The sequence below is a fragment of the Vibrio penaeicida genome (assembly GCF_002933855.1).
Lineage (GTDB): Bacteria > Pseudomonadota > Gammaproteobacteria > Enterobacterales > Vibrionaceae > Vibrio > Vibrio penaeicida_A.
On the sequence record NZ_BFAQ01000051.1, the window covers coordinates 1 to 24,933 of the forward strand.

Sequence of the window (24,933 nt, forward strand, 5' to 3'; positions counted from 1 at the left end):
ATCGCCAGGCTTTAAATTTATTGAAAGAGCCCGTTTGAAAAAACGGGCTTTTTTAGTCCAACGCATATAAGAATTGAATGTGCTGGTATAGCTCAGTTGGTAGAGCGCACCCTTGGTAAGGGTGAGGTCCCCAGTTCAAATCTGGGTACTAGCACCATTATTTATTGCTTTCAGATTGTAAGACAGTCTAAGAGTAAAACAAATTTGCTTGGCGACCATAGCATTGTGGACCCACCTGATTTCCATGCCGAACTCAGAAGTGAAACGCAATAGCGCCGATGGTAGTGTGGGGTTTCCCCATGTGAGAGTAGGACATCGCCAGGTTCAAATTGACAAGCCCTGATCATTGATCAGGGCTTTTTCGTTTATCGGAGATAAAAAGTATGCTTCGCATCACAAAAGGTGACTCCTGTAACTTTTTATATTTAACCTTCTTTGTGTCGAGTATTACCCGAAATTAAAAACGAATTTTTGCATATATAGAGATAGAATAGCTTTAACATATAAATTAGGGTTGGTATTGATGGGACAGTTATCCATTCTTGGTTTCATAGCATTGGGTGGTGCATTTGGCGCATGCTCTCGCTTTTTGGTGTCAGAGATATGCGCAAGCCTATTTGGTAGAGGGTTTCCATATGGCACGCTCACCGTGAACGTAGTGGGTTCATTAGCGATGGGAATGCTGATAGCTTCATTCGAGAATGGAAGCCTTGCCACGGAGCCTTGGAGGCAGATAATCGGGCTAGGGTTCCTTGGGGCATTAACTACTTTTTCTACCTTCTCTATGGATAACGTTTTACTCATGCAGCAAGGGGCATTTTTTAAAATGGGTATAAATGTGTTACTGAATGTGGTTCTGAGTATCTCTGCTGCATGGATTGGCTTTCAATTGTTGATTAAAAGTTAATCTTTTTAAACTTTGGTCTTGGTTTTGACCTAACCTTTCCCTTATACTGGCTTCACTTGTCGGAGTGCTCCGCTTAATTCTTATTGGGCGAGCTGAGACCGCATTAGCGGGATCCGTTGAACCTGATCAGACTAATATCTGCGAAGGGAACAAGAGAAGATACCTCACCTGATATTAGTCGGGATCTATCTACTTTCAGATGGCGTTACTCACGCACATTTGCCCTCTTGTAACAACAATCCGCCAAGCATTTTCTTCCTAGGGACTTTGTCCTAAAAATAATGATTGCAAGGAAAAATGCTATGTCGAATCGCAAGCAAGCGAGACTGGAAGCCAAACAGTTTATTGATAACCTGTCGACTCAACCGTATCCAAACTCTCACAAAGTGTATGTAGAAGGCTCTAGAAGTGATATTCGAGTGCCAATGAGAGAGATCTCTCTCGCAGACAGTTTAGTTGGCGGGACTAAAAAAGACCCAATATTCGAGCCTAATGAACCAATACGTGTCTACGATACGTCTGGGGTCTATACCGATCCAGAACATGAGATTGACCTTTATAGTGGTCTGCCGAAGCTACGCGAAGATTGGATTAAAGAGCGAAATGACACTGAAGTCTTGTCGGATGTGAGCTCAGTTTACACCAAAGAGCGTTTGGAAGACGATACGTTAGACGATTTGCGTTATGGCAACCTTCCAAAAATCCGACGTGCTAAACAAGGTCAGTGTGTTACTCAGTTGCACTATGCTCGCCAAGGCATCATTACCCCAGAAATGGAATACATTGCCATTCGTGAGAATTTGCAGCGTCACAAATTTGCTGATGATCAACTGAACATCGAACACCCAGGTGAAAGCTTTGGTGCGAATCTTCCTAAAGAAATTACTCCTGAATTTGTTCGTAAAGAAGTCGCTGAAGGACGCGCTATTATTCCTTCCAACATTAACCACCCTGAATCAGAACCTATGATTATTGGGCGTAATTTCCTTGTTAAGGTAAATGCGAATATTGGCAACTCCGCTGTGTCATCTTCAATCGAGGAAGAAGTTGAAAAACTTGTTTGGTCGACTCGGTGGGGCGGCGATACAGTAATGGACTTGTCTACAGGTCGAAACATTCATGAAACACGTGAATGGATCATGCGTAATAGCCCTGTTCCCATTGGTACTGTTCCTATGTACCAAGCACTAGAAAAAGTGAATGGCGTCGCTGAAGACCTCAATTGGGAAGTCATGCGAGATACTCTAATCGAACAGGCAGAGCAGGGGGTAGACTACTTCACTATTCACGCTGGTTTGCTATTACGCTACGTGCCTATGACAGCAAAGCGTGTCACCGGTATCGTATCTCGTGGTGGTTCTATTATCGCGAAATGGTGTTTAGCTCATCATCAGGAAAGCTTTCTGTATACCCACTTCCGTGAAATCTGTGAAATTTGTGCGAAGTACGATGTGGCGCTTTCACTTGGTGATGGCTTACGCCCAGGCTCGATAGCAGACGCGAACGATGAAGCCCAGTTTTCTGAACTTAGAACTTTAGGTGAGTTAACTAAAGTAGCGTGGGAATATGATGTTCAGGTAATCATAGAAGGTCCTGGGCATATCCCAATGCACATGATCAAAGAAAACATGGACGAGCAGCTTAAGCACTGTCATGAAGCTCCATTTTATACTCTTGGCCCATTAACAACAGACATTGCCCCTGGTTACGATCATATTACTTCAGGTATCGGTGCAGCTATGATTGGTTGGTATGGCTGTGCCATGCTTTGCTATGTGACACCGAAAGAGCATCTAGGCTTACCCAACAAAGAAGATGTTAAAACGGGTTTGATTACCTATAAGTTAGCGGCGCACGCAGCAGATTTAGCTAAAGGGCATCCTGGTGCTCAAATTCGCGATAATGCGCTTTCAAAAGCTCGATTTGAATTCCGCTGGGAAGACCAATTTAACTTGGGTCTAGATCCTGAAACCGCACGTAAGTTTCATGATGAGACACTTCCACAAGAGTCAGGAAAAGTTGCTCACTTCTGTTCAATGTGCGGTCCAAAGTTCTGTTCAATGAAGATTTCTCAGGAAGTCAGGGAATACGCAAAAGACACCAAGCAAGTCGCTCAAGATCAGGCCATTGAGATTAAGATGCTCGATGACCCGTTGGAAGGTATGCGCAGGAAATCCGAAGAGTTTAAAGCGACTGGTTCAGAGTTGTACCATCCTGCCAAGCAGAGTGTTTTGGAGGATTAAATGGCTCAGCTATTACTGCCAAAGGCTCAAGTCGAGTTAACAGGTCTCGTTCAATCTAGACTGTTGTTAGCGCAGGAGCAAGGCTTTGATATTGCTGATATCGAGTTGGGTGTAAGCCCAACTCATTTGACGCAATGCTACGTTGATGACAGGTGTGTGTCTCTTTCATTTGATAAATCGGATAGGGAAGCAACTCATGTTTGCCGATTTTCAAATGGTCAGGCTTCGCCTTTGGCTTTATCCCAGCTATCAAAAGAGCCAAATTTATTGCTGATTGACGTTTATCATGATTTTCAACTTGTTGATCTATGGTGTCATGTTGAATCCAATAGAGCGTTGAGCTTTGAAGGAGCACCATTATCTAGACAGGAACAGCAATCTTATCTGGCTTGGTTACTGACATCTCTTGTACTTGATTTTCCAATTGAAGATGCACTCGTGTTAGCAAGAGGTGCAGTACGATCTGATGTTTCACGTGAAACATGGCCTCAGAATCTATTGGAATTTCCAACACCGATACTCTCTGATGAGCTATTAGATATCCATGTAGGATGGGATATAGAAAACACTTTGCCTTTCCCTGATACAAATGCCGAATATCTTAGCTTATATCCGGTTGTAGACACGGTGGAATGGGTAGAACGACTTCTGGAACTTGGAGTAAAGACAGCACAGCTTCGGATAAAAAATGCTGATGACCCAGAGCTAGAAACAAAGATTACAAAGGCAATCGAATTAGGACGTCAGTATAACGCTCAAGTCTATATTAATGATTACTGGCAATTAGCAGTATTGCATGGCGCTTATGGCGTGCATTTAGGGCAGGAAGATCTAGAGTTCGCCGATCTTGACCAGATAGCAAAAGCTGGCGTACGGATAGGTTTATCCACTCACGGTTACTACGAAATACTTAGAATCAAACAGGTCAATCCTAGCTATATAGCACTTGGTCATATATTTCCAACAACCACTAAAGTAATGCCTTCACGTCCTCAAGGGTTAGTGAGGCTTAAGCTTTACCAAGCACTATCAGGAAAGTTTCCCACCGTTGCGATTGGTGGAATTGACTTAGAACGAGCACCACTGGTGTGGAACTGTGGCGTATCGAGCTTAGCCGTTGTTCGCGCGATTACACTAAGTTCTGACCCAAAGAAAGCTATTAGCGATTTTCATGAAATTCTAAGTAGTAGGTAGTTCCGTGACGATTACAGATTCTGAGTTTCTGAGGTATCAGCGTCAGGTAGCGTTACCTGAGATTGGAGAGATCGGACAAGCAAAACTAAGAGATTCAAGCATTTTGGTTGTTGGGTGTGGTGGGTTAGGGTGTTCTGCCATTCAGCATCTTGCTGCTTCGGGTATAGGTCATATTGTTATTGCTGATGATGATGTTGTTGAGGTGAGTAACCTCCCGAGGCAAATACTTTACTCAAGTGAAGATATAGGCTTGGCCAAGGTAGCTGCGGCAAAAAACGCCATCACTAAGATTAACTCAGGTGCACGCGTCCGAGTAATCAATAAGAAACTAAAAGGTAATCGGCTCGAACTTGAATGCATGCAAGCCGATATCGTCCTAGACTGCACAGACAATTTTGAAACACGGCAAGAGATTAATCGCGCTTGTTATAAGTCGAAAACACCTTTGGTATCAGGAGCAGCGATCGGTTGGGAAGGTCAATTGGCTACCTTCATGTATAAAGACTCAGATCCCTGCTATCACTGCCTATATCCAATCAATGAGTCACAACCCAATACGCGTTGCTCAGAATCTGGTGTGGTGGGTCCGGTCGTTGGGATCATTGGAACTCATCAAGCTCTCGTCGCTATTCGTTTAGTCACATTAGAACGAGACTTAGCGAATCGCCTTACGCTGTTCGATGGATTATCTATGCAGTTCCATCAATTTGCTATTTCAAAAGACAATTCTTGTAGTGTGTGCAACTCAACTTTTGATACTCAAGGAAAATAATGAGTACGTTAAAAATTACATTTAATGGCGAGTCAATTTCGATTTCAAATGAAATGACACTTGTCGATTTGCTGGAAAACAAAAAAATTGAACTGGCGGGCATTGCAATTGCAGTTAACCAAGAAGTTCAAACCAAAACAATGTGGTCTGATACTCGCTTAAAAGCGGGTGACGATGTTGTGGTATTTAGAGCAATTGCCGGAGGTTAAAGATGTTAACGATAGCAGGGAAAACATTTGATTCTCGTTTGTTTACGGGGACCGGAAAATTTGCAAACAGCCGAGTGATGAGCGAGGCCATTATTGCCTCTGGCTCCCAGCTTGCGACGATGGCGTTAAAGAGAGTGGATCTCGATACCAAGGACGACGACATACTTTCCCCTCTTATTGGAAATAGAATTGATTTACTGCCAAATACATCGGGCGCAAAGAATGCTAAAGAAGCGATATTTGCAGCACAGTTAGCTCGTGAAGCATTGGATACAAAATGGCTTAAGTTGGAGATTCACCCAGATCCTAAATACTTAATGCCGGATCCCATTGAGACTCTAAAAGCTGCGGAAAAGCTGGTTGAGCAAGGGTTCATCGTATTACCTTATTGCCATGCTGATCCGGTACTTTGTAAGCACCTTGAAGAAGTGGGTTGTGCTGCGGTAATGCCATTAGGTGCGCCTATTGGTTCAAACAAAGGCATCGCAACGCAGGACTTTCTGGAAATCATTATCGACCAAGCAAATGTTCCGGTTGTTGTAGATGCAGGCATAGGTGCCCCCTCTCACGCTGCAAAAGCCATGGAGCTTGGCGCCGACGCAGTATTGGTAAATACGGCAATTGCAGCTGCAGCTGACCCAGTTCAAATGGCTAAAGCCTTTAAGCTTGCTGTTGAAAGTGGACGCCTAGGTTACGAAGCTGGTTTGGCGGGGCAAGTGAATCACGCTGTCGCATCTAGTCCACTCACATCATTCTTGGAGTGATCAATATGAGTTTTTCAGACCAGTTTGTAAAGATGAATTGGGATGAGATCCGCATGTCTATCTACAGTAAAACGTCTGAAGATGTACAAAGAGCAATATCGAAATCAAAGCGTGATTTAGAAGATTTCAAAGCGCTTATTTCGCCTGCAGCGGAACCCTTTCTGGAACAAATGGCACAACAATCTTACGCTCTTACACGAAAACGTTTTGGCAATACTATAGGGTTTTATATTCCATTGTACCTGTCAAATCTATGCGCGAATTCTTGTACTTATTGTGGTTTTACTATGGAGAATCGAATTAAGCGCAGAACATTGAACGTGGATGATATTCAGTTGGAAATTGATGCGATCAAGAAAATGAGCTTCGATTCGGTTTTGCTCGTAACGGGTGAGCATGAAACAAAAGTCGGCATGAAGTATTTTCGCGAAGTAGTTCCAGCCATAAAAGAACGATTTAGCTATTTGGCTATGGAGGTTCAACCTCTGGACCAAGAGTGTTATGCAGAGTTAAAAACACTCGGCTTAGATGCGGTTATGGTTTACCAAGAAACGTATCACCCATCGACCTACGGTCAGCATCACCTACGTGGCAACAAAACGGATTTTAACTATCGTTTGAATACTCCTGATAGATTGGCTTCTGCAGGTATAGATAAAATTGGTATGGGTGCACTGATTGGGTTGGAAGAGTGGAGAACGGATTGTTTCTTTGTTGCTGCTCATCTTAACTATATGGAACAGACTTATTGGAAGTCCCGCTATTCGATTTCTTTCCCTCGATTGAGGCCTTGTGAAGGATCTTTGCAGCCAAAGTCAGTGATGTCCGACAAACAGCTAGTTCAGTTGATATGCGCTTACAGGATGCTAAATCCGGAAGTTGAACTTTCCCTTTCGACTCGAGAGTCGCCAGAATTTAGAGACAATGTATTACCTCTTGGTGTAACAAGTATTTCAGCTGCTTCAAAGACTCAGCCAGGGGGATACGCCAATGATGAAGAAGAACTTGAGCAGTTTGCGATAAGCGACGAGCGTTCTTCCGCTCAAGTGGCAAACGCCGTTAGGAGTAAGGGGTTTGAACCTGTTTGGAAAGATTGGCACCACGCTTATTCTGGGTAAGTGATTTTTCCTGAAGGTGATTAGAAAGGACTTTCTTGGGAAATGTTTCACGTGAAACACAGTGATCCAACTTCGTATCGTTTTGACTTATACCAATCACAGTAAGTAAGTGTTCATAAATAGCGAAGGGAAAACGCTTGAGAACAAGGCAAAAAATTTCGATAAGTAGTTATTCTACAATCAAATTTTTTAACGCAGTTATCGAGTGTTTTAACAAGCTAGAATGAGTAATTACTTACTACGATTGGTATTATATTATCCATATAAAAACCCCGCTAAACTTAGCGGGGTTTTCGTTTTTTGAACTCTTCAGAAATTTTATCGAGCTAGTGGCTCAGTAGCTTGCTTTAACCAACCTAACGATGAACCAGATACTAACGGGCTGATCTCATCCCACACTTTTGAATGGTAGCTGTTTAACCAAGTTAATTCTGGATCGGTCAAAAGAGCAACATCAATATTGCGCTTATCGATAGGACATCGCGTTAGTGACTCAAACGCTAGCATATTCGTATCGCCTTGCGTTTCAACTTCAACGACCAATTCCAAGTTTTCTATTCGAATACCGAACTCATCAGCACGGTAATAACCTGGCTCATTAGAAAGTACCATGCCTTCCAGTAGAGCGACGTTATTAACGACAGGCGCGATTCTCTGAGGACCTTCATGAACACTTAGGAAATGCCCAACACCATGACCCGTACCATGATCAAAATTATAGCCATTTGCCCAAAGATGCTGACGCGCAAGAATGTCTAGTTGGTGCCCTGTTGTTCCATGAGGGAATATTGCATTAGCAAGACCAATATGACCTTTCAAAACCAACGTAAATTGCTGGATCATGTCGTGGCTAGGTTTACCTATCGCAATAGTACGTGTTATGTCTGTTGTACCATCTGGGTACTGACCACCTGAATCCACTAGGTAAAGTGAATCTGGTTCTAACTTACCGGGCTCTGGTTGGTTCATGTGATTGTAGTGACACATTGCGCCATTGCCAGCTGAAGCAGAAATAGTGTCAAAGCTTAAATCTGCCAACGTTGGATCGGCCTTACGGAATTCATGAAGCTTATCTGCGAGAAGACCTTCATCATGATAATTTCCTGCTTCTACCTCGGCATCAAGCCATGACAGGAAGTTAACCATTGCGGCACCATCACGAAGGTGCGATGCGCGCATTCCTTCAATTTCTGCTGAGTTTTTCGCTGCCTTCGGAAGTAAACATGGGTCGTCACCATTAATAACTTCAGCACCGGCATTTTGTAGAGTCAGTGTAAACCAAGCGTTGCTTGTTACGGGGTCTACTAAGACATTTTTGCCTGAGAGCGCGTGAAGCTGAGATTCAAGTTGTTCTGGAGAATAAACCGTAACACCTTGACCGACATGCTCTGAAAAATCGCCTGGTAAGCGTGCTGGATCGATAAAGAACTCTACGTTAGCGTCGGAATGAACAATCGCATGTGATAAAAGTACCGGTAAGCAAGAGACATCCAAGCCACGAACATTCAACAGCCAACAAATGGAATCAAGCTGTGTTAGCAATGCTGCATCGGCACGGTTTTCTTTCACAATTTCAGCGATTTCTTGACGCTTACTTTCACTTGCTTGTCCAACGAGTTCTTGCCCCATTAAGCGAGCATCTGTATAGACTGGAGCGGGTCTGTCGGACCAGATATGATCGACTGGGTTGTCGTTGACAAGTACCAACTCAAGCTTATTGGCGACTTTGTCTTGTGCTTTTAAAAGCCAAGAATGCGAGTGCATTTTAGGATCGATCGCTAACTTGTCATTGGTCGAAAGATTTTCCAGTGCCCAGTCTAGAGGAGGTTGTTGGGTTAAATGGCAGTATTCAAACACTTCGGCAGGAGCTTGTTTCGTTACCTGAACGGTATAGCGACCATCAACAAAAATTGCAGCTTTGTCAGCAGTGATCACAGTTGCACCAGCTGAGCCTGTAAACCCGGTAGCCCAAAGTAAACGTTCGTGATGAGCAGGAACGTATTCTCCCAAAAATTCATCTTCGTGGGGAATGATGACTGCATCAACGTTGTTTTCGCTTAACCAGCGACGAAGGGCTTCTACTCTTTGTTTAATCATGACATCCATCCGTATGATTCCTTTTCGACTGTCTAATTATCCGTGCTTACGACGAAATTGCGTACAAACTATCGTTTTTTTAACAGACAAGCAATGTATTCTACTGGGAGATGGTATCGGGCTTGTAAGCAATTTTAAACGTATCAAAATATAGCCTCAGTTAGTCAATCACTGAGCTTCAAGTTTCTTTGTTTAAGTGGTGTGTATGCGAGGTAATGATGTCCCTAAACCAGCTAAGAGCGGCGTCTTGTTTTCTGTCTTTGTGCCAGAAAAGGGTATAAGCCATTGGAGGCAGATCCGTGGGTAAAGGCAATAATACCAAGTCGAGGTATCCAGAGATGTACTGGGCGAAATGTCTGGGTGCGGTGAAAACAAAATCGGTATAGGTACACAAGCTAGCAGCGCTGTTGAAATCGGGAACATACAATGCGATGTCACGTTCCAAGCCCTTGTCGGCGAGCTTGTAGTCAAGTAACCAGCGATCGTTTCCATCACATCGAACTTGAACATGTCGCTCTGCAAGATACGCATCTAAATCCCAATGGCGGCTCAATACAGGGTGATATTTTCGAACCAAGCAAACCTGTTGGTCTTGAAATATTTCCTGCATTTCTATGTCGCTTGGGGGCAACATGGTTAGGGTGGCATCGGTAATATCGATGTCTTTTCCTGTTATACCGAAATCTATATCTCCCGATTGAAGAAGTTTAAAGGTTTCTTTATTCCAAGGGTGTGTAGTGAGTTTGATGCCTGGTGACTCTTGAAAAAGCTTGGGAAGAAAGTGGGGCAAGATAAGTGGGTACACACTTTCAACCAATGATATATGGAATCGACGATTGGATGTTTTTGGGTCAAAATTTTCTGGTTGTGTTATGGATTCCAAATGATAGATCAGAGCTTCCAATTTAGGTTTAAGTAACAGTGCGCGTGGTGTTGGGTTTAATCCGTGTGCACTTCTGTAAAATAATGGGTCATCAAATTGCGTGCGCAATTTCGCGAGAGACTTGCTCACCGCCGATTGGGTTAGACAGAGCCGAGAAGCAGCTCGAGTTACGTTTCTTTCTTCAAGCAGTACGTTAAGACAAACCAGAAGGTTGAGGTCGATTCTACCCAGTTGTTCAATGTTCATTAAGAAATTCCCCTGTGGAATATCTGAGATGAAAACAGTCCATTTCCATTCATATCACTACGATAATAAACTGCGTTCTAAGAAAACAGAAGTGATGGTTATTATGTCGGCAATAAACCCAGAAAAAGTATCAAGGCTTCAATTCTCCATGCTTATCATGCTGGTGCTATTTAGCCCTATGGCAATCGATATCTATCTTCCTGCGTTGCCAACAATGGCAAAAGCGTTTCAAGTGGAAGCGACGCTTGCTCAAGATACGGTGACTTGGTTTTTATTTGCTATGGGTGTTGGGCAGCTATTTGCAGGTCCCATTGCCGACAGATACGGACGTCGAACTGTTGCATTAGGAGGCATAGTTATTTACGGGTTGAGCGCTTATTTGGCGTGGGTTGCTCAATCCATTGAGTGGATGCTAATGGCTCGGCTGCTGCAAGGCTTCGGTGCTTGCGCAACATCGGTAGCAGCTTTTGCAACAGTTCGCGATATGTTTGGACCTAAAAAAAGCGGCAGAATGATCAGTTACCTAAACGGGGCAATATGCTTTATACCTGCATTGGCACCAATTTTAGGGAGCTGGCTAACCCAACAGTTTGGTTGGCGGAGTAACTTCAGCTTTATGGCGGGTTTTGCTGTGGTGGGTGGTATTATGATGCTGGTGAATTTCAAAGAAACCAATCCATCACGTTCAGAAGAGCCACTATTTAAACCTACGAGATATTTTAGCGTACTAAAACACCCCAGTTTTATATTTCATGCATCGCTTTGTATGTTAGGAATGGCTGTCATTTTGGCTTATGTAACGTCTGCGCCTGTAGTGTTAATGACTAACATGGGGATCTCGATGAATGCCTTTACCTTTTGGTTTGGGATCAATGCCATCATTAATATCGTTTTTTGCATGGTAGCGCCAAAGCTGATGGATCGCTGGGGCACGCACGGTACCTTGGTATTTGGTATTGTCACCTTGTTGGTTGGCGGTGCCATGATGCTCGGTATGAAATCGTGGCAAACGCCTTTAGGGTTTATGTTACCCATCTTTTTATCATCGGTAGGCTTTGCAAGTATCATGGGCGCTGGTGCAGGAAAGGCACTGGCACCATTTGGTGATAAAGCCGGTACAGCGGCGGCTCTATTGGGGTTATTTCAAATGAGTGGTTCTGGTCTTATGGTTGGTATTATGCAAAGGTTGTCATTTGAGCCAGAGACTCTAATTGCTTTGCATATGTGGCTTTTGGCACCAGCACTAATCATTCTTTACAGCCATGTAGGTAGGAATTGGCATGCTGAAGCAACAAGCTAACTGCCTTTTCTAAATATAAATGCCCAATAATTGAAATTGATTGTTTTCCCAACAGCGAAAGGGGTGTATATTTAGCGGCACATATATAATTATTTCCCCGATCTATTTGGAAGATACATATTCAATGTCGATGACAACATATGAGATGGCTCGTATTTTAGAGCAATTAGAAGAGTCTCCAGAAAAAGTAATGTTCGGAAAACTGCTTAGTGAACTCGGGAATCAGAGTGAAGAGCGTATTCGAAGCGCAGCCAAACAAGTTCCTTTGCATATGCTAAGAGATATTGTTTATCAATTTCAGCAAGTGATTGAATCACGTAAGAGTGAAAGTGTTCAGCAACTCGCTGCTGAATTGGCTCAACAAGGTATTTCACCAGATGAATTGAAAGAATTCCTTTCTAAGAAATAATCGGATTCTAAAATTAAAAGCCAGCCTCAGTGCTGGCTTTTAATTTATCTGCGGAATTCCTAGCAATATTTAGCAAATACGAAAGGCTTTTGGCTGTTAATATATTTCTCAAAATTATTCAAATTAATAATTTAGGCTCTCATCCAACCTTACCTAATTATATTTTCAATATCTGCCATTAATATCTTAAGACTTATCCACCTACATTCTTATTGATAGCTGCATACCTGAAGCATTAAAAACGAGGTACTTGCTCTAAATAGTCTGGATATGTAGCTCAGTTAGCATAGGGTGATAAAAAAAGGCGGCTTTATTACTGCCGCCTTGGTCATCCACGGTGAGGGATGGACGTGGTGACGAAATACATCAATCTTCTATCTTCATCTCAACTGCATCAGTGTTTACTGCACAGACGATGATAATGATATAGATGTTAATAGAGTGTTTATTGGAACCTAAGACAAGCACTTATGGCTTAGAGGCGTTGAAAAAAATGCCCCAGAAACTGGGGCTAATTGGTAGGTAGCTTACAGGTTGCTACTTAACTAAAGGGAGATTGGTTATTGAGTAAGCTTTTTCTTTAAAATATGGTCAGCTGAAATCAGACCTGCCCCCCAAACGACATTTATGAGAATCATCAAACCCCATAGCTGATGATCGTAGAAGCCTTTCTCCCATAGAAGCGGGTAAGAGATAACGGCAATAATGTTAAATACAAATAAAATGGCGGCCATTGGGCGCGTAAATAGCCCGAGCGCCAGAAATACAGGTAGAATCAGTTCTGCGGCTGTGCCCGAGTATGCAGCAAACTCCCAAGGTAGCAGTGGTACAACATACTCAAATTCAAAGAGATACAAAGTGCTGTCCCATGATGCAATTTTGGTAAGCCCTGAATTGAAAAAGACCCAGGCTACCCACAAACGGCAAAATACGAGTAACAATGGAATAAATCCAGCTTGAAGCTTGTCTATGATCTCGTCATAGATGTCGATAATATTTCGGATAGCTGAACTCATAATTCTTCCTCTGTTTGTTGTTCTTTTATACTGAACCCATCTAAGTAGCCTGAAGCCATTAAAGTGTTCAAATGTCCTAATAAATCGGGTTCGATTTCTGCTAGGGATAACCCCATCGAACAAGATTGAATAAGTAGATGTACTTCATCTGATATGGGATCAATATGAAGGTGGCGAGCGGAATCAAGCCATAAGACGCCTTGCTCGGCGTTGTTCAGTTCCAGCCCGTCAAATTTCTCTTTTTCTAGGGCTTCCCACAAAGAAAAAACGGCAAATTGGCTGGATATAAGCTGAATATTTGAAGCAAGATGAAAGACAAGCGACGGCTGTTGTGCTTCAGTAACGGAAGCTAGCTTTTCCAAAGATAAGTATGGCTTTTTTTTTGCTAAAGATAATGCCATTTCACTTAAGTCTAGTTTCCATTCCATGTCAGCGATATCTGAAAGATAAGGTACGGCAGCGATAACTTGATCAAACTGTCGTATCGTGTCTGCAAATCCTTCACCATATCCCGAGACATCGCCTTCGGTTAAAGGACGAGTCAAAACGTGTTGGCGTGCAAGTTGTTGAAAACATTCCTCACCCACTAGTGCTAACACCTTGGGGTAAGTAGCTTCTATCACTTCGCACAAACTCATCACGAAATTATTGCGATAAATCTGCATACGCTCGTCTGCAGAAAACTCGTCTGACACTAAATCACAGGACTCTCCAGTGGCTTGGTAATGCAGTGCCTTGGCAAACTGACTTTGTAGCTCAGCGAGGGAAAGCGCCATAAGACTCTCCTTGGATCTGCATTAAGTAGTGACTGGCTTTACTTGCCTCCTGAATCAAAATTTGAGGCTCAGGAATATCCAAGTCCCACTCTATAAGAGTGTGTCGCTCACCATGTTCTTTTATCCACGCATCAAATAACGACCAAACTTCATCACAAACAGGGCGACTATGGGTATCGATCCAGATTTCCCCTTTCTCATGCTGCTTAATGGTGAAACCGGCAAGGTGTATCTCATCAACCTTTGTAGCATCGATGCCTGCTAAGTATTCTTCGCTATCGAAGCCATGGTTGAACGCGCTGACATAAATGTTATTGAAGTCGAGCAATAATCGGCAATCAGTACGCTTTTGTACTTCTGACAGAAAAACCCATTCATCTATCGTTGAGTGAGAAAACTTCACGTAACTCGATGGGTTTTCAATGAGTAACGGCCTCTTTATTGAATCTTGAACTTGCAGTACATTCCGACAAAATACATCCAATGCTTCTTCCGTATAGGGAAGCGGCAAAAGATCGTTAAAGTAATGACCGCCGTTTTCACTCCAGCTTAAGTGATCAGAAACGAGAATGGGTTGTAGGTCACTGACTAGGTTTTTTAGCCGCGCCAAATGTGACTGACTAACACCTTCCACCGAACCTAAAGACAACCCAATACCATGGCAGCTAATGTCGTAGTTGTTCGCGATTTGATTAAGCTGCTGGCGTTGCAGTGAATTAGGAAGAAAGTAGTTTTCGCTGTGGATTTCCAACCAGCTCAATCCAGTGGCTTCCTCAGAAAAGTAATCCAAATGTGGTGTTCTTAATCCAACGCCAACTTTGTTGTGCATGTCTCTCTCCGGTGGGCTCATCAAGACTTAACCAATATTGCTGAGCTGTAAGCGTTTAGCGATTACAAGCCTTTTTCACAAAGCCACTCCATAAATTAGGGCGATAAGCATGACTCATCGCCCTGAAATGGCTAAGAGGGAAAGGCTTAAGAAGACGTGTTGCTTCCACCAGCCAAACGGTCACAAAGACCTTTAGGTACTACGATGAAAGCGTCTTTTTGGAAATCTTCTTTAGACGTACCAGCACATGAGCTAGTTTTGGTTGCACAGTCGTTTTTACCTGCTTTGGAAACGCCATAGCATTTCTCTTTTTCTGCTGCGACCGCAGAAGTAGCAGTTAGAGTAGTACCAGCGATGGCAAGAAGGCCCGTAACAGCAGCAGTAACAGCAAGATTAGACTTTTTCATATTTCAATCCTCGAACTTGATCCTTAGTTTCTTTAATAAAGACAACCTGTTTCGCGATGGACAAGCGTTTGTCAGGTTGCTTACAGAATAAGATTAGGAATGAACGACAAATCTTTCACAAAAAACGCGATTTTTTTTTACTTATTTTTTAAAAGATTTGTAATGTATTGATTTTAAGGCGGTTGTTATTTGGAATATTTATTGTGAATTCAACCTTATTCTTGATTGGAATTCGGTTATAATGACTAGTTATGTATAAATACACAGTAGAAAACGATGGACGCTTCCCTATTACTTGATGGTTTGAATGACAAACAACGCGAAGCTGTAGCTGCCCCACTTGAAAATATGCTAGTGCTTGCAGGAGCAGGCAGTGGTAAAACACGCGTGCTGGTACACCGAATTGCTTGGCTAATGGCTGTCGAGAATGCCTCTCCGTTTTCTATTATGTCGGTGACGTTTACCAATAAGGCTGCAGCCGAAATGCGTGGGCGTATCGAAGAACTCATGATGGGCAGCGCGTCGGGAATGTGGAACGGTACCTTCCATGGTATTTGCCACCGAATTCTTCGGGCGCATTACTTGGATGCAAAGCTTCCAGAAGACTTTCAGATATTGGACTCTGAGGATCAGCAACGACTTCTGCGTCGATTGATCAAAGCCATGAACCTCGATGAAAAACAGTGGCCTGCAAGGCAAGCTGCTTGGTGGATTAACGCCAAGAAAGACGAAGGTTTGCGCCCAAGCCACATCGATTGCTATCAAGACCCCATTACTAAAACAAACCTTCAAATATACACCGCGTACCAAGAAGCGTGTGACCGAGCAGGGCTGGTGGATTTTGCTGAAATACTGCTCCGTGCGCATGAGTTGCTTCGAGATAAGCAGCACATCCGCGAGCATTATCAGGCGCGATTTAAACATATCTTGGTCGATGAATTTCAAGATACCAACAACATTCAATACGCTTGGCTTCGTATGATGGCGGGACCTGAGGCACGCGTCATGATCGTGGGTGATGACGACCAATCCATTTATGGGTGGCGTGGTGCGAAAGTCGAAAACATTCAGCGTTTTCTTGATGAGTTTCTCGGCGCAAAAACCATCCGGTTAGAGCAAAACTATCGTTCAACCAAGACCATTTTATCGGCAGCTAATGAACTGATATCCAACAATACGGAACGCATGGGTAAAGAGCTCTGGACGGATGGCAATGACGGCGAGCCTATCTCTGTGTATTCGGCTTATAACGAACTCGATGAAGCTCGTTTTACCGTGAGCAAAATAAAAGAGTGGCAAGAGAAAGGTGGGGCACTGAACGACACCGCCATGCTTTATCGTAATAACGCCCAATCCCGTGTTCTGGAAGAAGCGTTAATTCAGTCCGGATTACCTTACCGTATCTACGGTGGTATGCGATTCTTCGAACGGCAAGAAATCAAAGACGCATTGTGTTACTTGCGTTTGATGTCTAACCGGAATGACGATGCCGCATTCGAACGTGTTGTGAATACGCCAACCCGTGGAATGGGGGATAAAACACTCGAAACTATCCGCTTTGCTGCGCGAGATCGTGGTGCCACACTCTGGCAAGCCTCACAAGCGTTGTTGGAAGAAAAGGTTCTAGCCGGACGAGCCGCTGGTGCGTTAAGTCGATTTATTGAGCTCATCAATGCACTTGAAGACGATACGTTTGAAATGCCGATGCATCACCAAACCGATCATGTGATTAAGAATTCTGGTTTGTACGCGATGTACGAACAAGAAAAAGGCGAAAAATCGAAAGCTCGAATTGAAAACCTTGAGGAGTTGGTAACCGCCACTCGTCAATTTGAAAAGCCAGAAGAAGCCGAAGAACTATCAGAACTCACGGCATTCCTCACGCACGCTGCTCTTGAGGCGGGTGAAGGACAAGCTGACGAATTCGATGACGCGGTGCAGCTCATGACTCTTCACAGTGCTAAAGGGTTGGAGTTTCCCCTCGTATTTATGGTTGGTGTCGAAGAAGGGATGTTCCCAAGCCAAATGTCGGCTGAAGAAGCGGGCAGATTAGAAGAGGAACGACGCCTTTGCTATGTGGGTATGACACGAGCGAAAGAGAAGCTCTACATCACTTACGCGGAAATGCGTCGTCTATACGGGCAAGATAAGTACCATAAACCTTCACGCTTTATTCGTGAACTGCCTGAAACGTGCTTGGATGAAGTTCGAATGAAAGCACAAGTGAGCCGACCGGCATCATCTGGGCGGTTTAGTCAGCAAGTCGTGAAAGAAAACTTCAACGAAACGGGCTTTTCATTAGGAGCGAGGGTGATGCATCCGAAATTTGGTGAAGGGACGATTATTAACTTTGAAGGCAGTGGTCCTCAAAGCCGTGTCCAAGTCGCGTTCAATGGTGAAGGGATTAAATGGTTAGTAACGGCATTCGCCAAGCTAGAAAAGCTCTAACCGCGACAATGAATGGAATCAAAGCCTGCGCAAGCGGGCTTTTTTTGTCTCATTACAGGTTCGCTTTATCTCTGGCTATATTTATCGCTGACTAGCTTTATCACTGACTAGCTTTATCACTGAATACTGGCACAGGTGATAAAACCGTTAGGCTGAAAGGTTACTTATGTACAGATAAAGAAAAACCCCGAGAGCAATGCCCATCGGGGTTATAATCTTACTCGCAGCAATCCGGCTACTAAAGTTGCTCCATGCATCAAATCCTTGATAGCAATACTGAATCCTTCAGCATAATCCTTTTCATCGCCATCCTAGCGGTGTCCATGATCTTATCCTGATCAGCCAACGTTCCTCGTTAGCGTGCTCACTTGTTCCTTGAGCGGTGTCCTTTACATCATCCTGATGTTTGTTCCTTGCCTCATCCTAGAGGTGTCCATTGTCTTCCTTGCGCTATCTTCCTGATAACGATTGAGTCCGTTCAATGTCCTTTTTTGCTCCATGCTGATTATTCATCCTAAATAATCAAATCTTCATCCTGAAGATAACCAAATCCTTGGCTTTTCCTGTTCCGTGTCAGCATCCTTCCGACAGGGTTAATATTAAGAGATTGAGGATTTTCCTCAATATACGGGTAGGAAAAACCTTTGCTTAAATAAGCATCAATATAGTCTTATTTGTTTTATATCAATGCCTTATGTTTATTCCTTTCTCTTGTTGATATAAATGAAACCGCGTTCACTTACGCCCTTGTAAGAGATCTCTCACAAGGGCGTTGGCACAACGTCTAGATTCACCTATTCACCAACAGCGGCACCTTCACGGCGTGGGTCGGCAGCACCTTCTAAGCCGCCTTCGCTCATTCGAATGGCATGCAATCCTGAGTTGAGATCGCGAATGTTCACCTTATACCCCATGCCTTCAAGTGCTGGCTGCATGGACTCGGCAGCGGTCCCTTTCTCGACATCTAGCGTGCCGAATCGGTTGACCAAATGAGGTTGATTGATGGCTTGTTGAATATCCATTCCCCACTGTAAATGCGCGATGATGGATTGAGCCACGTAACCAATGATACGGCTTCCCCCTGGCGAACCGATCGCCATGTAAGGTTTGTTATCTTGCATGATGATGGTTGGCGACATTGAAGAACGAGGTCGTTTCCCCGGCTCAAGTCGGTTTGCTATGGGAGCTCCATCCTTATGCGTTTTGAAAGAAAAGTCCGTTAATTCATTGTTGAGCAAGAATCCACGAACCATTAAGCGCGATCCAAAGGCGTTTTCTATGGTCGTGGTTATTGAGACAACGTTGCCTTCCGAGTCCACAACATTAAAGTGGCTGGTGGAGGGCAGTTCAATGGATTCATCATCGGCTAAACGCATGGCATGGCTCCATGGAGGTGAACCTGCGCTGACATTCTCTAGTGCCTTGCTTGGGGTAATTAACTTAGCACGCTCAGCAATGTAGCCTGATTCGAGTAGCCCTTGTGTCGGCATTGGCACGTAATCACTGTCAGCCATATAGCGTCCACGATCCGCAAAAGCTAAACGAGAAGCGTCAGAAATGATCTGCCAACTGGTTGGGTTGTCAGCACCGAGCTTCTTCAAATCAAACTTTTCAGTAATGGCGAGGATCTGTCCTACCGTTAATGCGCCAGAACTTGGAGGACCCATGCCGCATATGTCATAAGACAGATAGGGAGCACAGACAGGCGCGCGCTCTTTTGTTCGGTAATTTGCAAAATCCTGCATACCAAGTACCCCTGGGTTACCTGGTGCATTTTGCACAGTTTCTACAATGTCTTTTGCAATGTTGCCGGAATAAAATGCTTTCGCCCCATTGTTTGCAATTTGAGCCAGAGTATCCGCGTATTGAGGGTTCTTAAGCATCGTACCTTCGGCTTTCGGTGTGCCATCGGCATTAAAGAAGTACGCTTTTGTTGAATCAAAGCGGCTCAAGCGTTCTTTATCTTTTGCTATCAAGCCAGCAAGGCGAGGGCTGATCGCAAACCCTTTTCGCGCTAGGTCGATTGCTGGCTGAACGACTTGCTTCCAAGATAACTTTCCATGTTGCTGGTGGGTATCCCACAACAATTTAACAGTTCCAGGGGTACCAACAGAGCGACCACCGACAACAGCATCATAAAACTTGAGCGGGTTGCCTTGTTCATCTTGAAATAGAGTCGGGGTTGCCGCCAAAGGAGCGGTTTCTCTGCCATCAATGGTGGTGAGGCGATTGCCTTTGGCATCCCAGTACACCAGAAAAGCGCCGCCGCCAATTCCGGAGGATTGGGGTTCTACGAGTCCGAGAACGAATTGAACCGTCACCATTGCGTCGATGGCGTTTCCGCCAGCAGCGAGAATATCCGCCCCTGCTTGCGTTGCAATTGGGTTTGCGGCGGTGACCATCCATTTCTTAGCTGTGGTTAGTGTTTTATTTTCAAGCCCGGTACTTTCTTCCGGTGCAACGCCATCTGCTGCCTGATTTGCAAAGCCAAAGGAACTGACAAGCAAGAGTGAGCAGGACGTCATTTGTGTGAGAGTTGTTTTCCATGACATAAGCTTCTCCTTTTGTTGGATCTTCAGCCTGTCAGGACAACGGAATTCGGTCTATATACGGGAGATGCTTTTGTAAGCAATGTACCAGATTTGCTACGCCTAAATTCCAGAAGTGAATACGTTACTCAAAACTTGATACAAGATACTGAGTCCAATGCCTGTAAATATCAGCCCGCATAGTCCATCAATGTACAGCGACATGCGTTTCAACTTTGCTTGAAAGCGAGCCGTAGAAAGCATCCATGCGAGCGCCGAAAACCAAGCAAAGGAAAGGCTCCATAAGATAAGAAGCGCTGCGCTTTTTCCGCTTAAGGACATACTGGCAGGGACAAGTGAAGACATAAGGCTGACAAAGAAGACTAACGCTTTCGGATTTAAAATATTGGTGATAAATCCACGTAAAAAGGCTTGTTTACGATTACTTAGCACCATATTGGGTGCCGAGGGGGCTTGGGAAATAGGTTGGTTCCTATATTGAAAGACAAATCGAAGTGCGCCCAAGCCGAGATAAAGTAAGTAACCACCACCGGCGACTTGCAACAGCTGAAAGATAGAAGGGTGTTGGTGAACAAGGTAACTGACGCCAGTGAGGCTGAAGACCGAATGCAATAGAATGCCAACGGAAAGCCCAAATGCAATGTAGACGCCAGTTTGCCTGCCATGTCGGCTGGCATTTTGAACCACAAGCGCAAAATCCGGTCCCGGGCTTAATAGCGCTATAAAATGGACTGTGGCAAGGGTGAGCAATAGCGTAGTTTCATTCATCTAACAGACTCTAAAGTGCAAAGAACCCCATTATCTTAAATGGATACCAAGAGATCTTGTAAATTAGTGACACTGAACTTGACTAGGTGTCGTGCCATAGGTGGTTTTAAAGGCTTTAACGAAGTGGGCTTGATCGTAAAACCCAACTTGTATGGCGACATTGATGCTGTTGACTCCATACAACAGTAGGCTAAGTGCTTGCTCCATTCTCAACCTCATTAACCAAGCGTAAGGTGTTATCCCCATACTGGCTTTGAAATGGCGCTGGAATTGAGAAGGTGTTAGGTCACACATATCGGCCAAAGCCTTTAATCGTATGGGCTGATCAAGGTTCCCCATTAAGTATTCACGCAGAGATTGAATCGTTGTCTTACCTAAAGGCAAAGCCACTCCTGGCTTTAGGCTTCCATATCGATCCAACATGCTGTCGAAACCTTCGAAAGGCAAACAATCCTGCGCAAGTTGGCAAACCCTATTGTGCATAAGTTGTGTGTGAAGGCAGGATAATTGGTGGAAAAGTGCAGGATCGTTAATGATCAACTGAGTAAAGTGTGTCATTGCTTGTTTATTACCCAGATCCAGTTGATCTGTAAACCATTCTGGTTTTACCGAAAACACTTTCACTTGATAGCCACTCTGCAACTCTGAATGACCGTCATGCATTTCATCTGGCGGCATGACAATAATCTGCCCTTGACCAACTTGATGACGGCTACCTGAGTGGTTGAAGTTTTGAACGCCGCGCTGAATCAACCCGATATGAAAGTCGAGATGGTAATGGCGAGAAAAGGCAAACTTCTTATAATCGGCGTCTATTAGTTGGATACTGGGATCGCCAGATAGAGAGTATTTAACGTTGTCCATAACCTAAGTCTGATTAATCGAAAACAAAAAGCGGAGTACTGTAGTCAGTTACAGATAGTCACCATATAGATAACCAGACTACAGCATAGCCCGTGCACCGTTGTCTTGTAAAAAACAGACAGTCAACGTTTTTTCCGACCGTTTCGAATTCCGTCGAAACTGAAAACCAACAAAGCACTCCAGATAAAACCGAAGGTGACAGCTTTATCGAGTGTAAACGCTTCTCCGTATACCAATACGGCTAGTAGAAACATTAAGCTTGGACCGATGTATTGGAAAAAGCCCAGTGTCGATAGCTTGATACGCGTCGCCGCTCCCGTAAAGCATAGAAGGGGGAGAGTGGTGACTATCCCAGCAGCCAACAACAGAAGGTTTAGTGTTAATGCATTGCTGCTCAAATCTGATGTTGCACTGTCTGCAATGAATAGGACATAGATAGCGGCGGCAGGAAGCATCACCATGGTTTCAATAAACAGACCAGTTTGCGCTTCCATATTGATTTTCTTTCTAAGTAAGCCGTAAAAACCAAAGCTAAAGGCAAGTGCAATGGCAACGACAGGAACAGAACCAAAGACCACGAGCTGAACGATCACACCTATTGTGGCGAGTGAGACGGCAAACCATTGTAGCTTTCTTAGGCGCTCTCCAAGAAAGATCATTCCCATCAGAACGTTAAGAAGAGGGTTAATGTAATACCCTAAGCTGGCATCCAGCATGTGATCCGCATTGACCGCCCAGATAAAAATTAACCAGTTAACACCAACCAGAACCCCAGTCAGGGCAAGTAAACCCAAACGCTTTTTATTTTTAAGTACAGTGACGACAGAATGCCAACTTCTTCCTATGTGCAGCAATATCGCTAAAAACACAAACGACCAAATTACCCTGTGGCTTAGGATTTCCAAAGCAGGGACATTATCGAGTGCTTTAAAGTAGATGGGTGCGATGCCCCACATGGTATAGGCAAGTACAGCTAATATGCCGCCTTGGCGTGACCTTTGTTGCTCTTCCGTCATTCTTATCTTTCGCGTTTTCGTAACAGAACGTTACATTTAGAGGAAAAACACAGTATATCGATAGCCTTGTTAATGCCCTAGTAATTTAATAGGTCTTTAGGGATATTTTCTGTGCAAGGAATTATCTCCAGCAAAGGTTAATTTAAGTTTAATTAACCGTTAAAGCGCTCTACAATATGACGCTTTGCCGCAATCCAATTGTCCCTCAGAGAATCGAATGTCCGACTCCGCTCTAGCTCAGCCGATAGATCCAGAAACTAACAGTGCCATCAAGGTATTGAACGATGTATTCGGTTACCAGTCATTCCGTGTTGGGCAGGAAGAAGTCATCGATTCGGTGCTCGATGGCAAAGACAGTTTGGTGATCATGCCTACTGGTGGCGGAAAATCCTTGTGTTACCAGATCCCGGCATTGGTCAAAGAAGGGGTGACGCTGGTGGTGTCGCCTTTGATTTCCTTAATGAAAGATCAAGTCGACCAGCTAAAAGCCAATGGTGTCGCGGCCGAGTGTATTAATTCCTCAATGGAGCGCGATACGCTGATCAGCGTGTATAACCGAATGAACTCTGGTCAGTTGAAATTAGTGTATGTGTCACCAGAGCGTGTCCTGACACGGGATTTTCTAGAAAGGCTTGAACATTTAAAGCTATCGATGATCGCGGTAGATGAAGCGCACTGTATATCCCAGTGGGGACACGATTTCCGCCGAGAATATGCTGCGCTGGGCGAGCTCAAGCAACGTTTTCCTTATGCGCCGATTATGGCTCTGACGGCAACAGCGGATGAAGCCACCCGCAAAGACATCATTTCTCGGCTTCAACTTAACGATCCGCTCGAATACCTAGGCAGCTTTGACCGACCTAATATTCGTTATACATTGACCGAAAAGCACAAACCCGTATCGCAAGTCATTCGCTTCCTTGCCACACAGCAAGGCCAGTGTGGTGTTATCTATTGCGGTAGCCGAAAGAAAGTCGAAATGCTGACGGAAAAGCTGTGCAACAATCACATTCGCGCCGCGGGGTATCATGCGGGTATGGATGCTGATGAGCGCGCCTACGTACAAGACGCATTCCAGAAAGATGATATTCAGGTCGTTGTCGCAACCGTGGCATTCGGAATGGGCATCAATAAACCCAACGTTCGCTTTGTGCTGCACTTTGATATTCCGCGAAACATCGAATCCTACTATCAGGAAACCGGTCGGGCAGGGCGGGATGGATTACCCGCGGAAGCGATGATGCTTTACGACCCAGCCGATATTAACTGGTTACGTCGAATGTTGGATGAGAAAGACGACGGTCCTCAAAAGCAGGTTGAATCTCACAAGCTCAATGCCATGAGCGCGTTTGCTGAAGCGCAAACATGCCGTCGTCAGGTATTGCTTAACTATTTTGGCGAATACAGCGAAAAGCCATGTGGTAACTGTGATATATGCCTTGATCCACCTAAGCATTTTGATGGTATTGAATCGGCGCAGAAAGCCCTATCTTGCGTATATCGTGTCAATCAAGGTTTTGGAATGGGGTACGTGGTGGAAGTACTGCGCGGCATGCAAAACATTCGTGTACGCGAAAATGGTCACGATAAGCTTTCTACGTATGGGATCGGACGTGAACACAGCCACGACTACTGGGTGAGTATCATTAGGCAGCTTATTCACAAAGGATTGCTTACTCAAAATATTACCCGTAACTCAACTTTGCAGCTTACTGAAGAGGCTCGCCCTGTTCTACGCGGTGAGCAATCGCTAGAGCTCGCGGTGCCAAGGCTAGATACGGCAGCTCGTACAGCGAAATCGGACAAGATGGTGAACAAGCATTACGATAAAAAGCTGTTTGCCAAACTGCGCAAGCTGCGTAAGTCCATTGCTGACGAAGACGGTTTACCACCATACGTTGTTTTCAGTGATGCCACTTTAATAGACATGGCGGATATTCTGCCAACCTCTTATGGGGAAATGCTGGCGGTGAATGGGGTTGGTCAAAGAAAACTAGAAAAGTACGCTGATCCATTTTTAGATTTGATTCAGGAGCACCTGACTAACGGTAGCTAATAAAAGTAATAGCGAACATTAGGTGGATGTAAAACAAGGTTCTCGCGGGTAAACAAGAAGTG

General features: G+C 44.3%; 21 protein-coding genes, 1 tRNA gene, 1 rRNA gene and 1 riboswitch. Of the genes, 13 read left to right on the forward strand and 10 right to left on the reverse strand.

Translation table 11 applies throughout. From position 1 onward, the window contains the following. Nucleotides 1–81 precede the first annotated feature (81 nt). From VPNCDNU1_RS25415 to thiH, 9 genes are all read left to right on the forward strand, one after another. Nucleotides 82–157: transfer RNA gene (locus tag VPNCDNU1_RS25415), tRNA-Thr, on the forward strand. 50 nt (nucleotides 158–207) lie between these two features. Next, nucleotides 208–324: ribosomal RNA gene (rrf, locus tag VPNCDNU1_RS25420) — 5S ribosomal RNA — on the forward strand. Nucleotides 325–523: 199 nt separating this feature from the next. Then, complete coding sequence (gene crcB / locus VPNCDNU1_RS25425) at nucleotides 524–907, forward strand: fluoride efflux transporter CrcB (protein WP_104402966.1); 384 nt, start codon at nucleotides 524–526, stop codon at nucleotides 905–907. Nucleotides 908–957: 50 nt separating this feature from the next. Further along, a riboswitch (TPP riboswitch) is annotated at nucleotides 958–1,073 on the forward strand. Nucleotides 1,074–1,209: 136 nt separating this feature from the next. Further along, nucleotides 1,210–3,150: a phosphomethylpyrimidine synthase ThiC gene (gene thiC, locus VPNCDNU1_RS25430; RefSeq protein ID WP_104402967.1), complete on the forward strand. Its 1,941-nt coding sequence runs from the start codon at nucleotides 1,210–1,212 to the stop codon at nucleotides 3,148–3,150. Further along, nucleotides 3,151–4,344, forward strand: a complete 1,194-nt coding sequence (locus tag VPNCDNU1_RS25435) for a thiamine phosphate synthase (RefSeq protein ID WP_104402968.1) — start codon at nucleotides 3,151–3,153, stop codon at nucleotides 4,342–4,344. A gap of 4 nt (nucleotides 4,345–4,348) precedes the next feature. Further along, nucleotides 4,349–5,116: a HesA/MoeB/ThiF family protein gene (locus tag VPNCDNU1_RS25440; protein ID WP_104402969.1), complete on the forward strand. Its 768-nt coding sequence runs from the start codon at nucleotides 4,349–4,351 to the stop codon at nucleotides 5,114–5,116. Beyond that, complete coding sequence (thiS, locus tag VPNCDNU1_RS25445; protein WP_104402970.1) at nucleotides 5,116–5,325, forward strand: sulfur carrier protein ThiS; 210 nt, start codon at nucleotides 5,116–5,118, stop codon at nucleotides 5,323–5,325. Before VPNCDNU1_RS25440 ends, thiS begins: the two co-directional genes overlap by 1 nt. A gap of 2 nt (nucleotides 5,326–5,327) precedes the next feature. Then, on the forward strand, nucleotides 5,328–6,089 hold the full coding sequence (locus tag VPNCDNU1_RS25450; protein WP_104402971.1) for a thiazole synthase: 762 nt from the start codon (nucleotides 5,328–5,330) through the stop codon (nucleotides 6,087–6,089). A 5-nt stretch (nucleotides 6,090–6,094) separates the two neighbouring features. Next, the gene (thiH, locus tag VPNCDNU1_RS25455; RefSeq protein WP_104402972.1) at nucleotides 6,095–7,207 is read left to right on the forward strand and encodes a 2-iminoacetate synthase ThiH; all 1,113 of its coding nucleotides are present in this window, start codon (nucleotides 6,095–6,097) and stop codon (nucleotides 7,205–7,207) included. Nucleotides 7,208–7,525: 318 nt separating this feature from the next. Here thiH and VPNCDNU1_RS25460 read toward each other — a convergent pair whose 3' ends face one another. Together VPNCDNU1_RS25460 and VPNCDNU1_RS25465 are read right to left on the reverse strand one after the other, a co-directional pair. Continuing rightward, complete coding sequence (locus tag VPNCDNU1_RS25460; RefSeq protein WP_104402973.1) at nucleotides 7,526–9,313, reverse strand: aminopeptidase P family protein; 1,788 nt, start codon at nucleotides 9,311–9,313, stop codon at nucleotides 7,526–7,528. Nucleotides 9,314–9,482: 169 nt separating this feature from the next. Then, nucleotides 9,483–10,433 carry a LysR family transcriptional regulator gene (locus VPNCDNU1_RS25465; protein WP_104402974.1) on the reverse strand — a complete coding sequence of 317 codons (951 nt, stop codon included), beginning with the start codon at nucleotides 10,431–10,433 and terminating at the stop codon, nucleotides 9,483–9,485. A gap of 103 nt (nucleotides 10,434–10,536) precedes the next feature. Here VPNCDNU1_RS25465 and VPNCDNU1_RS25470 point away from each other — a divergent pair, with 103 nt between their 5' ends. Together VPNCDNU1_RS25470 and tsrA are read left to right on the forward strand one after the other, a co-directional pair. After that, entirely contained in the window at nucleotides 10,537–11,733 is a 1,197-nt protein-coding gene (locus VPNCDNU1_RS25470; RefSeq protein ID WP_237324220.1) for a multidrug effflux MFS transporter, read from the forward strand. A 124-nt stretch (nucleotides 11,734–11,857) separates the two neighbouring features. After that, entirely contained in the window at nucleotides 11,858–12,142 is a 285-nt protein-coding gene (tsrA, locus tag VPNCDNU1_RS25475; RefSeq protein ID WP_101111430.1) for an H-NS-like global regulator TsrA, read from the forward strand. A 560-nt stretch (nucleotides 12,143–12,702) separates the two neighbouring features. Here the strand turns inward: tsrA and VPNCDNU1_RS25480 are convergent. The 4 genes from VPNCDNU1_RS25480 to VPNCDNU1_RS25495 all read right to left on the reverse strand — a co-directional run bounded on the left by VPNCDNU1_RS25480 (nucleotide 12,703) and on the right by VPNCDNU1_RS25495 (nucleotide 15,170). Then, nucleotides 12,703–13,158: a DoxX family protein gene (locus tag VPNCDNU1_RS25480; RefSeq protein WP_104402976.1), complete on the reverse strand. Its 456-nt coding sequence runs from the start codon at nucleotides 13,156–13,158 to the stop codon at nucleotides 12,703–12,705. Then, nucleotides 13,155–13,934, reverse strand: a complete 780-nt coding sequence (locus tag VPNCDNU1_RS25485; protein ID WP_104402977.1) for an HvfC/BufC N-terminal domain-containing protein — start codon at nucleotides 13,932–13,934, stop codon at nucleotides 13,155–13,157. Before VPNCDNU1_RS25485 ends, VPNCDNU1_RS25480 begins: the two co-directional genes overlap by 4 nt. Further along, nucleotides 13,915–14,763: an MNIO family bufferin maturase gene (gene bufB, locus VPNCDNU1_RS25490; protein WP_104402978.1), complete on the reverse strand. Its 849-nt coding sequence runs from the start codon at nucleotides 14,761–14,763 to the stop codon at nucleotides 13,915–13,917. The genes VPNCDNU1_RS25485 and bufB overlap by 20 nt, the downstream gene beginning before the upstream one ends. 146 nt (nucleotides 14,764–14,909) lie before the next feature. Then, nucleotides 14,910–15,170: a BufA1 family periplasmic bufferin-type metallophore gene (locus VPNCDNU1_RS25495; RefSeq protein ID WP_101111426.1), complete on the reverse strand. Its 261-nt coding sequence runs from the start codon at nucleotides 15,168–15,170 to the stop codon at nucleotides 14,910–14,912. Between the two features lie 276 nt (nucleotides 15,171–15,446). Here VPNCDNU1_RS25495 and uvrD point away from each other — a divergent pair, with 276 nt between their 5' ends. After that, nucleotides 15,447–17,618: a DNA helicase II gene (uvrD, locus tag VPNCDNU1_RS25500; protein ID WP_104402979.1), complete on the forward strand. Its 2,172-nt coding sequence runs from the start codon at nucleotides 15,447–15,449 to the stop codon at nucleotides 17,616–17,618. 794 nt (nucleotides 17,619–18,412) lie between these two features. Here the strand turns inward: uvrD and ggt are convergent. The 4 genes from ggt to rarD all read right to left on the reverse strand — a co-directional run bounded on the left by ggt (nucleotide 18,413) and on the right by rarD (nucleotide 22,815). Then, nucleotides 18,413–20,170: a gamma-glutamyltransferase gene (ggt, locus tag VPNCDNU1_RS25505; protein WP_104402980.1), complete on the reverse strand. Its 1,758-nt coding sequence runs from the start codon at nucleotides 20,168–20,170 to the stop codon at nucleotides 18,413–18,415. A gap of 99 nt (nucleotides 20,171–20,269) precedes the next feature. Further along, a complete protein-coding gene (locus tag VPNCDNU1_RS25510; protein ID WP_104402981.1) occupies nucleotides 20,270–20,935 on the reverse strand; it encodes a LysE family translocator in 666 nt (221 codons plus the stop codon). A 63-nt stretch (nucleotides 20,936–20,998) separates the two neighbouring features. Beyond that, nucleotides 20,999–21,799: an AraC family transcriptional regulator gene (locus VPNCDNU1_RS25515; RefSeq protein ID WP_104402982.1), complete on the reverse strand. Its 801-nt coding sequence runs from the start codon at nucleotides 21,797–21,799 to the stop codon at nucleotides 20,999–21,001. Between the two features lie 122 nt (nucleotides 21,800–21,921). Further along, the gene (gene rarD, locus VPNCDNU1_RS25520; protein ID WP_104402983.1) at nucleotides 21,922–22,815 is read right to left on the reverse strand and encodes an EamA family transporter RarD; all 894 of its coding nucleotides are present in this window, start codon (nucleotides 22,813–22,815) and stop codon (nucleotides 21,922–21,924) included. A 217-nt stretch (nucleotides 22,816–23,032) separates the two neighbouring features. Between rarD and recQ the strand changes: the two genes are divergently transcribed. Further along, entirely contained in the window at nucleotides 23,033–24,871 is a 1,839-nt protein-coding gene (recQ, locus tag VPNCDNU1_RS25525; RefSeq protein WP_104402984.1) for an ATP-dependent DNA helicase RecQ, read from the forward strand. Nucleotides 24,872–24,933 lie beyond the last annotated feature (62 nt).

Coding starts and splice junctions, on each gene's coding strand:
- thiS (WP_104402970.1), top strand. CDS start 5,116: ATGAGTACGTTAAAAATTACATTTAATGGCGAGTCAATTTCGATTTCA.
- ggt (WP_104402980.1), bottom strand. CDS start 20,170: ATGTCATGGAAAACAACTCTCACACAAATGACGTCCTGCTCACTCTTG.
- recQ (WP_104402984.1), top strand. CDS start 23,033: ATGTCCGACTCCGCTCTAGCTCAGCCGATAGATCCAGAAACTAACAGT.
- uvrD (WP_104402979.1), top strand. CDS start 15,447: ATGGACGCTTCCCTATTACTTGATGGTTTGAATGACAAACAACGCGAA.
- bufB (WP_104402978.1), bottom strand. CDS start 14,763: ATGCACAACAAAGTTGGCGTTGGATTAAGAACACCACATTTGGATTAC.
- tsrA (WP_101111430.1), top strand. CDS start 11,858: ATGTCGATGACAACATATGAGATGGCTCGTATTTTAGAGCAATTAGAA.
- VPNCDNU1_RS25515 (WP_104402982.1), bottom strand. CDS start 21,799: ATGGACAACGTTAAATACTCTCTATCTGGCGATCCCAGTATCCAACTA.
- VPNCDNU1_RS25510 (WP_104402981.1), bottom strand. CDS start 20,935: ATGAATGAAACTACGCTATTGCTCACCCTTGCCACAGTCCATTTTATA.
- crcB (WP_104402966.1), top strand. CDS start 524: ATGGGACAGTTATCCATTCTTGGTTTCATAGCATTGGGTGGTGCATTT.
- rarD (WP_104402983.1), bottom strand. CDS start 22,815: ATGACGGAAGAGCAACAAAGGTCACGCCAAGGCGGCATATTAGCTGTA.
- VPNCDNU1_RS25435 (WP_104402968.1), top strand. CDS start 3,151: ATGGCTCAGCTATTACTGCCAAAGGCTCAAGTCGAGTTAACAGGTCTC.
- VPNCDNU1_RS25460 (WP_104402973.1), bottom strand. CDS start 9,313: ATGGATGTCATGATTAAACAAAGAGTAGAAGCCCTTCGTCGCTGGTTA.
- VPNCDNU1_RS25450 (WP_104402971.1), top strand. CDS start 5,328: ATGTTAACGATAGCAGGGAAAACATTTGATTCTCGTTTGTTTACGGGG.
- VPNCDNU1_RS25480 (WP_104402976.1), bottom strand. CDS start 13,158: ATGAGTTCAGCTATCCGAAATATTATCGACATCTATGACGAGATCATA.
- VPNCDNU1_RS25470 (WP_237324220.1), top strand. CDS start 10,537: ATGTCGGCAATAAACCCAGAAAAAGTATCAAGGCTTCAATTCTCCATG.
- thiC (WP_104402967.1), top strand. CDS start 1,210: ATGTCGAATCGCAAGCAAGCGAGACTGGAAGCCAAACAGTTTATTGAT.
- VPNCDNU1_RS25465 (WP_104402974.1), bottom strand. CDS start 10,433: ATGAACATTGAACAACTGGGTAGAATCGACCTCAACCTTCTGGTTTGT.
- thiH (WP_104402972.1), top strand. CDS start 6,095: ATGAGTTTTTCAGACCAGTTTGTAAAGATGAATTGGGATGAGATCCGC.
- VPNCDNU1_RS25485 (WP_104402977.1), bottom strand. CDS start 13,934: ATGGCGCTTTCCCTCGCTGAGCTACAAAGTCAGTTTGCCAAGGCACTG.
- VPNCDNU1_RS25495 (WP_101111426.1), bottom strand. CDS start 15,170: ATGAAAAAGTCTAATCTTGCTGTTACTGCTGCTGTTACGGGCCTTCTT.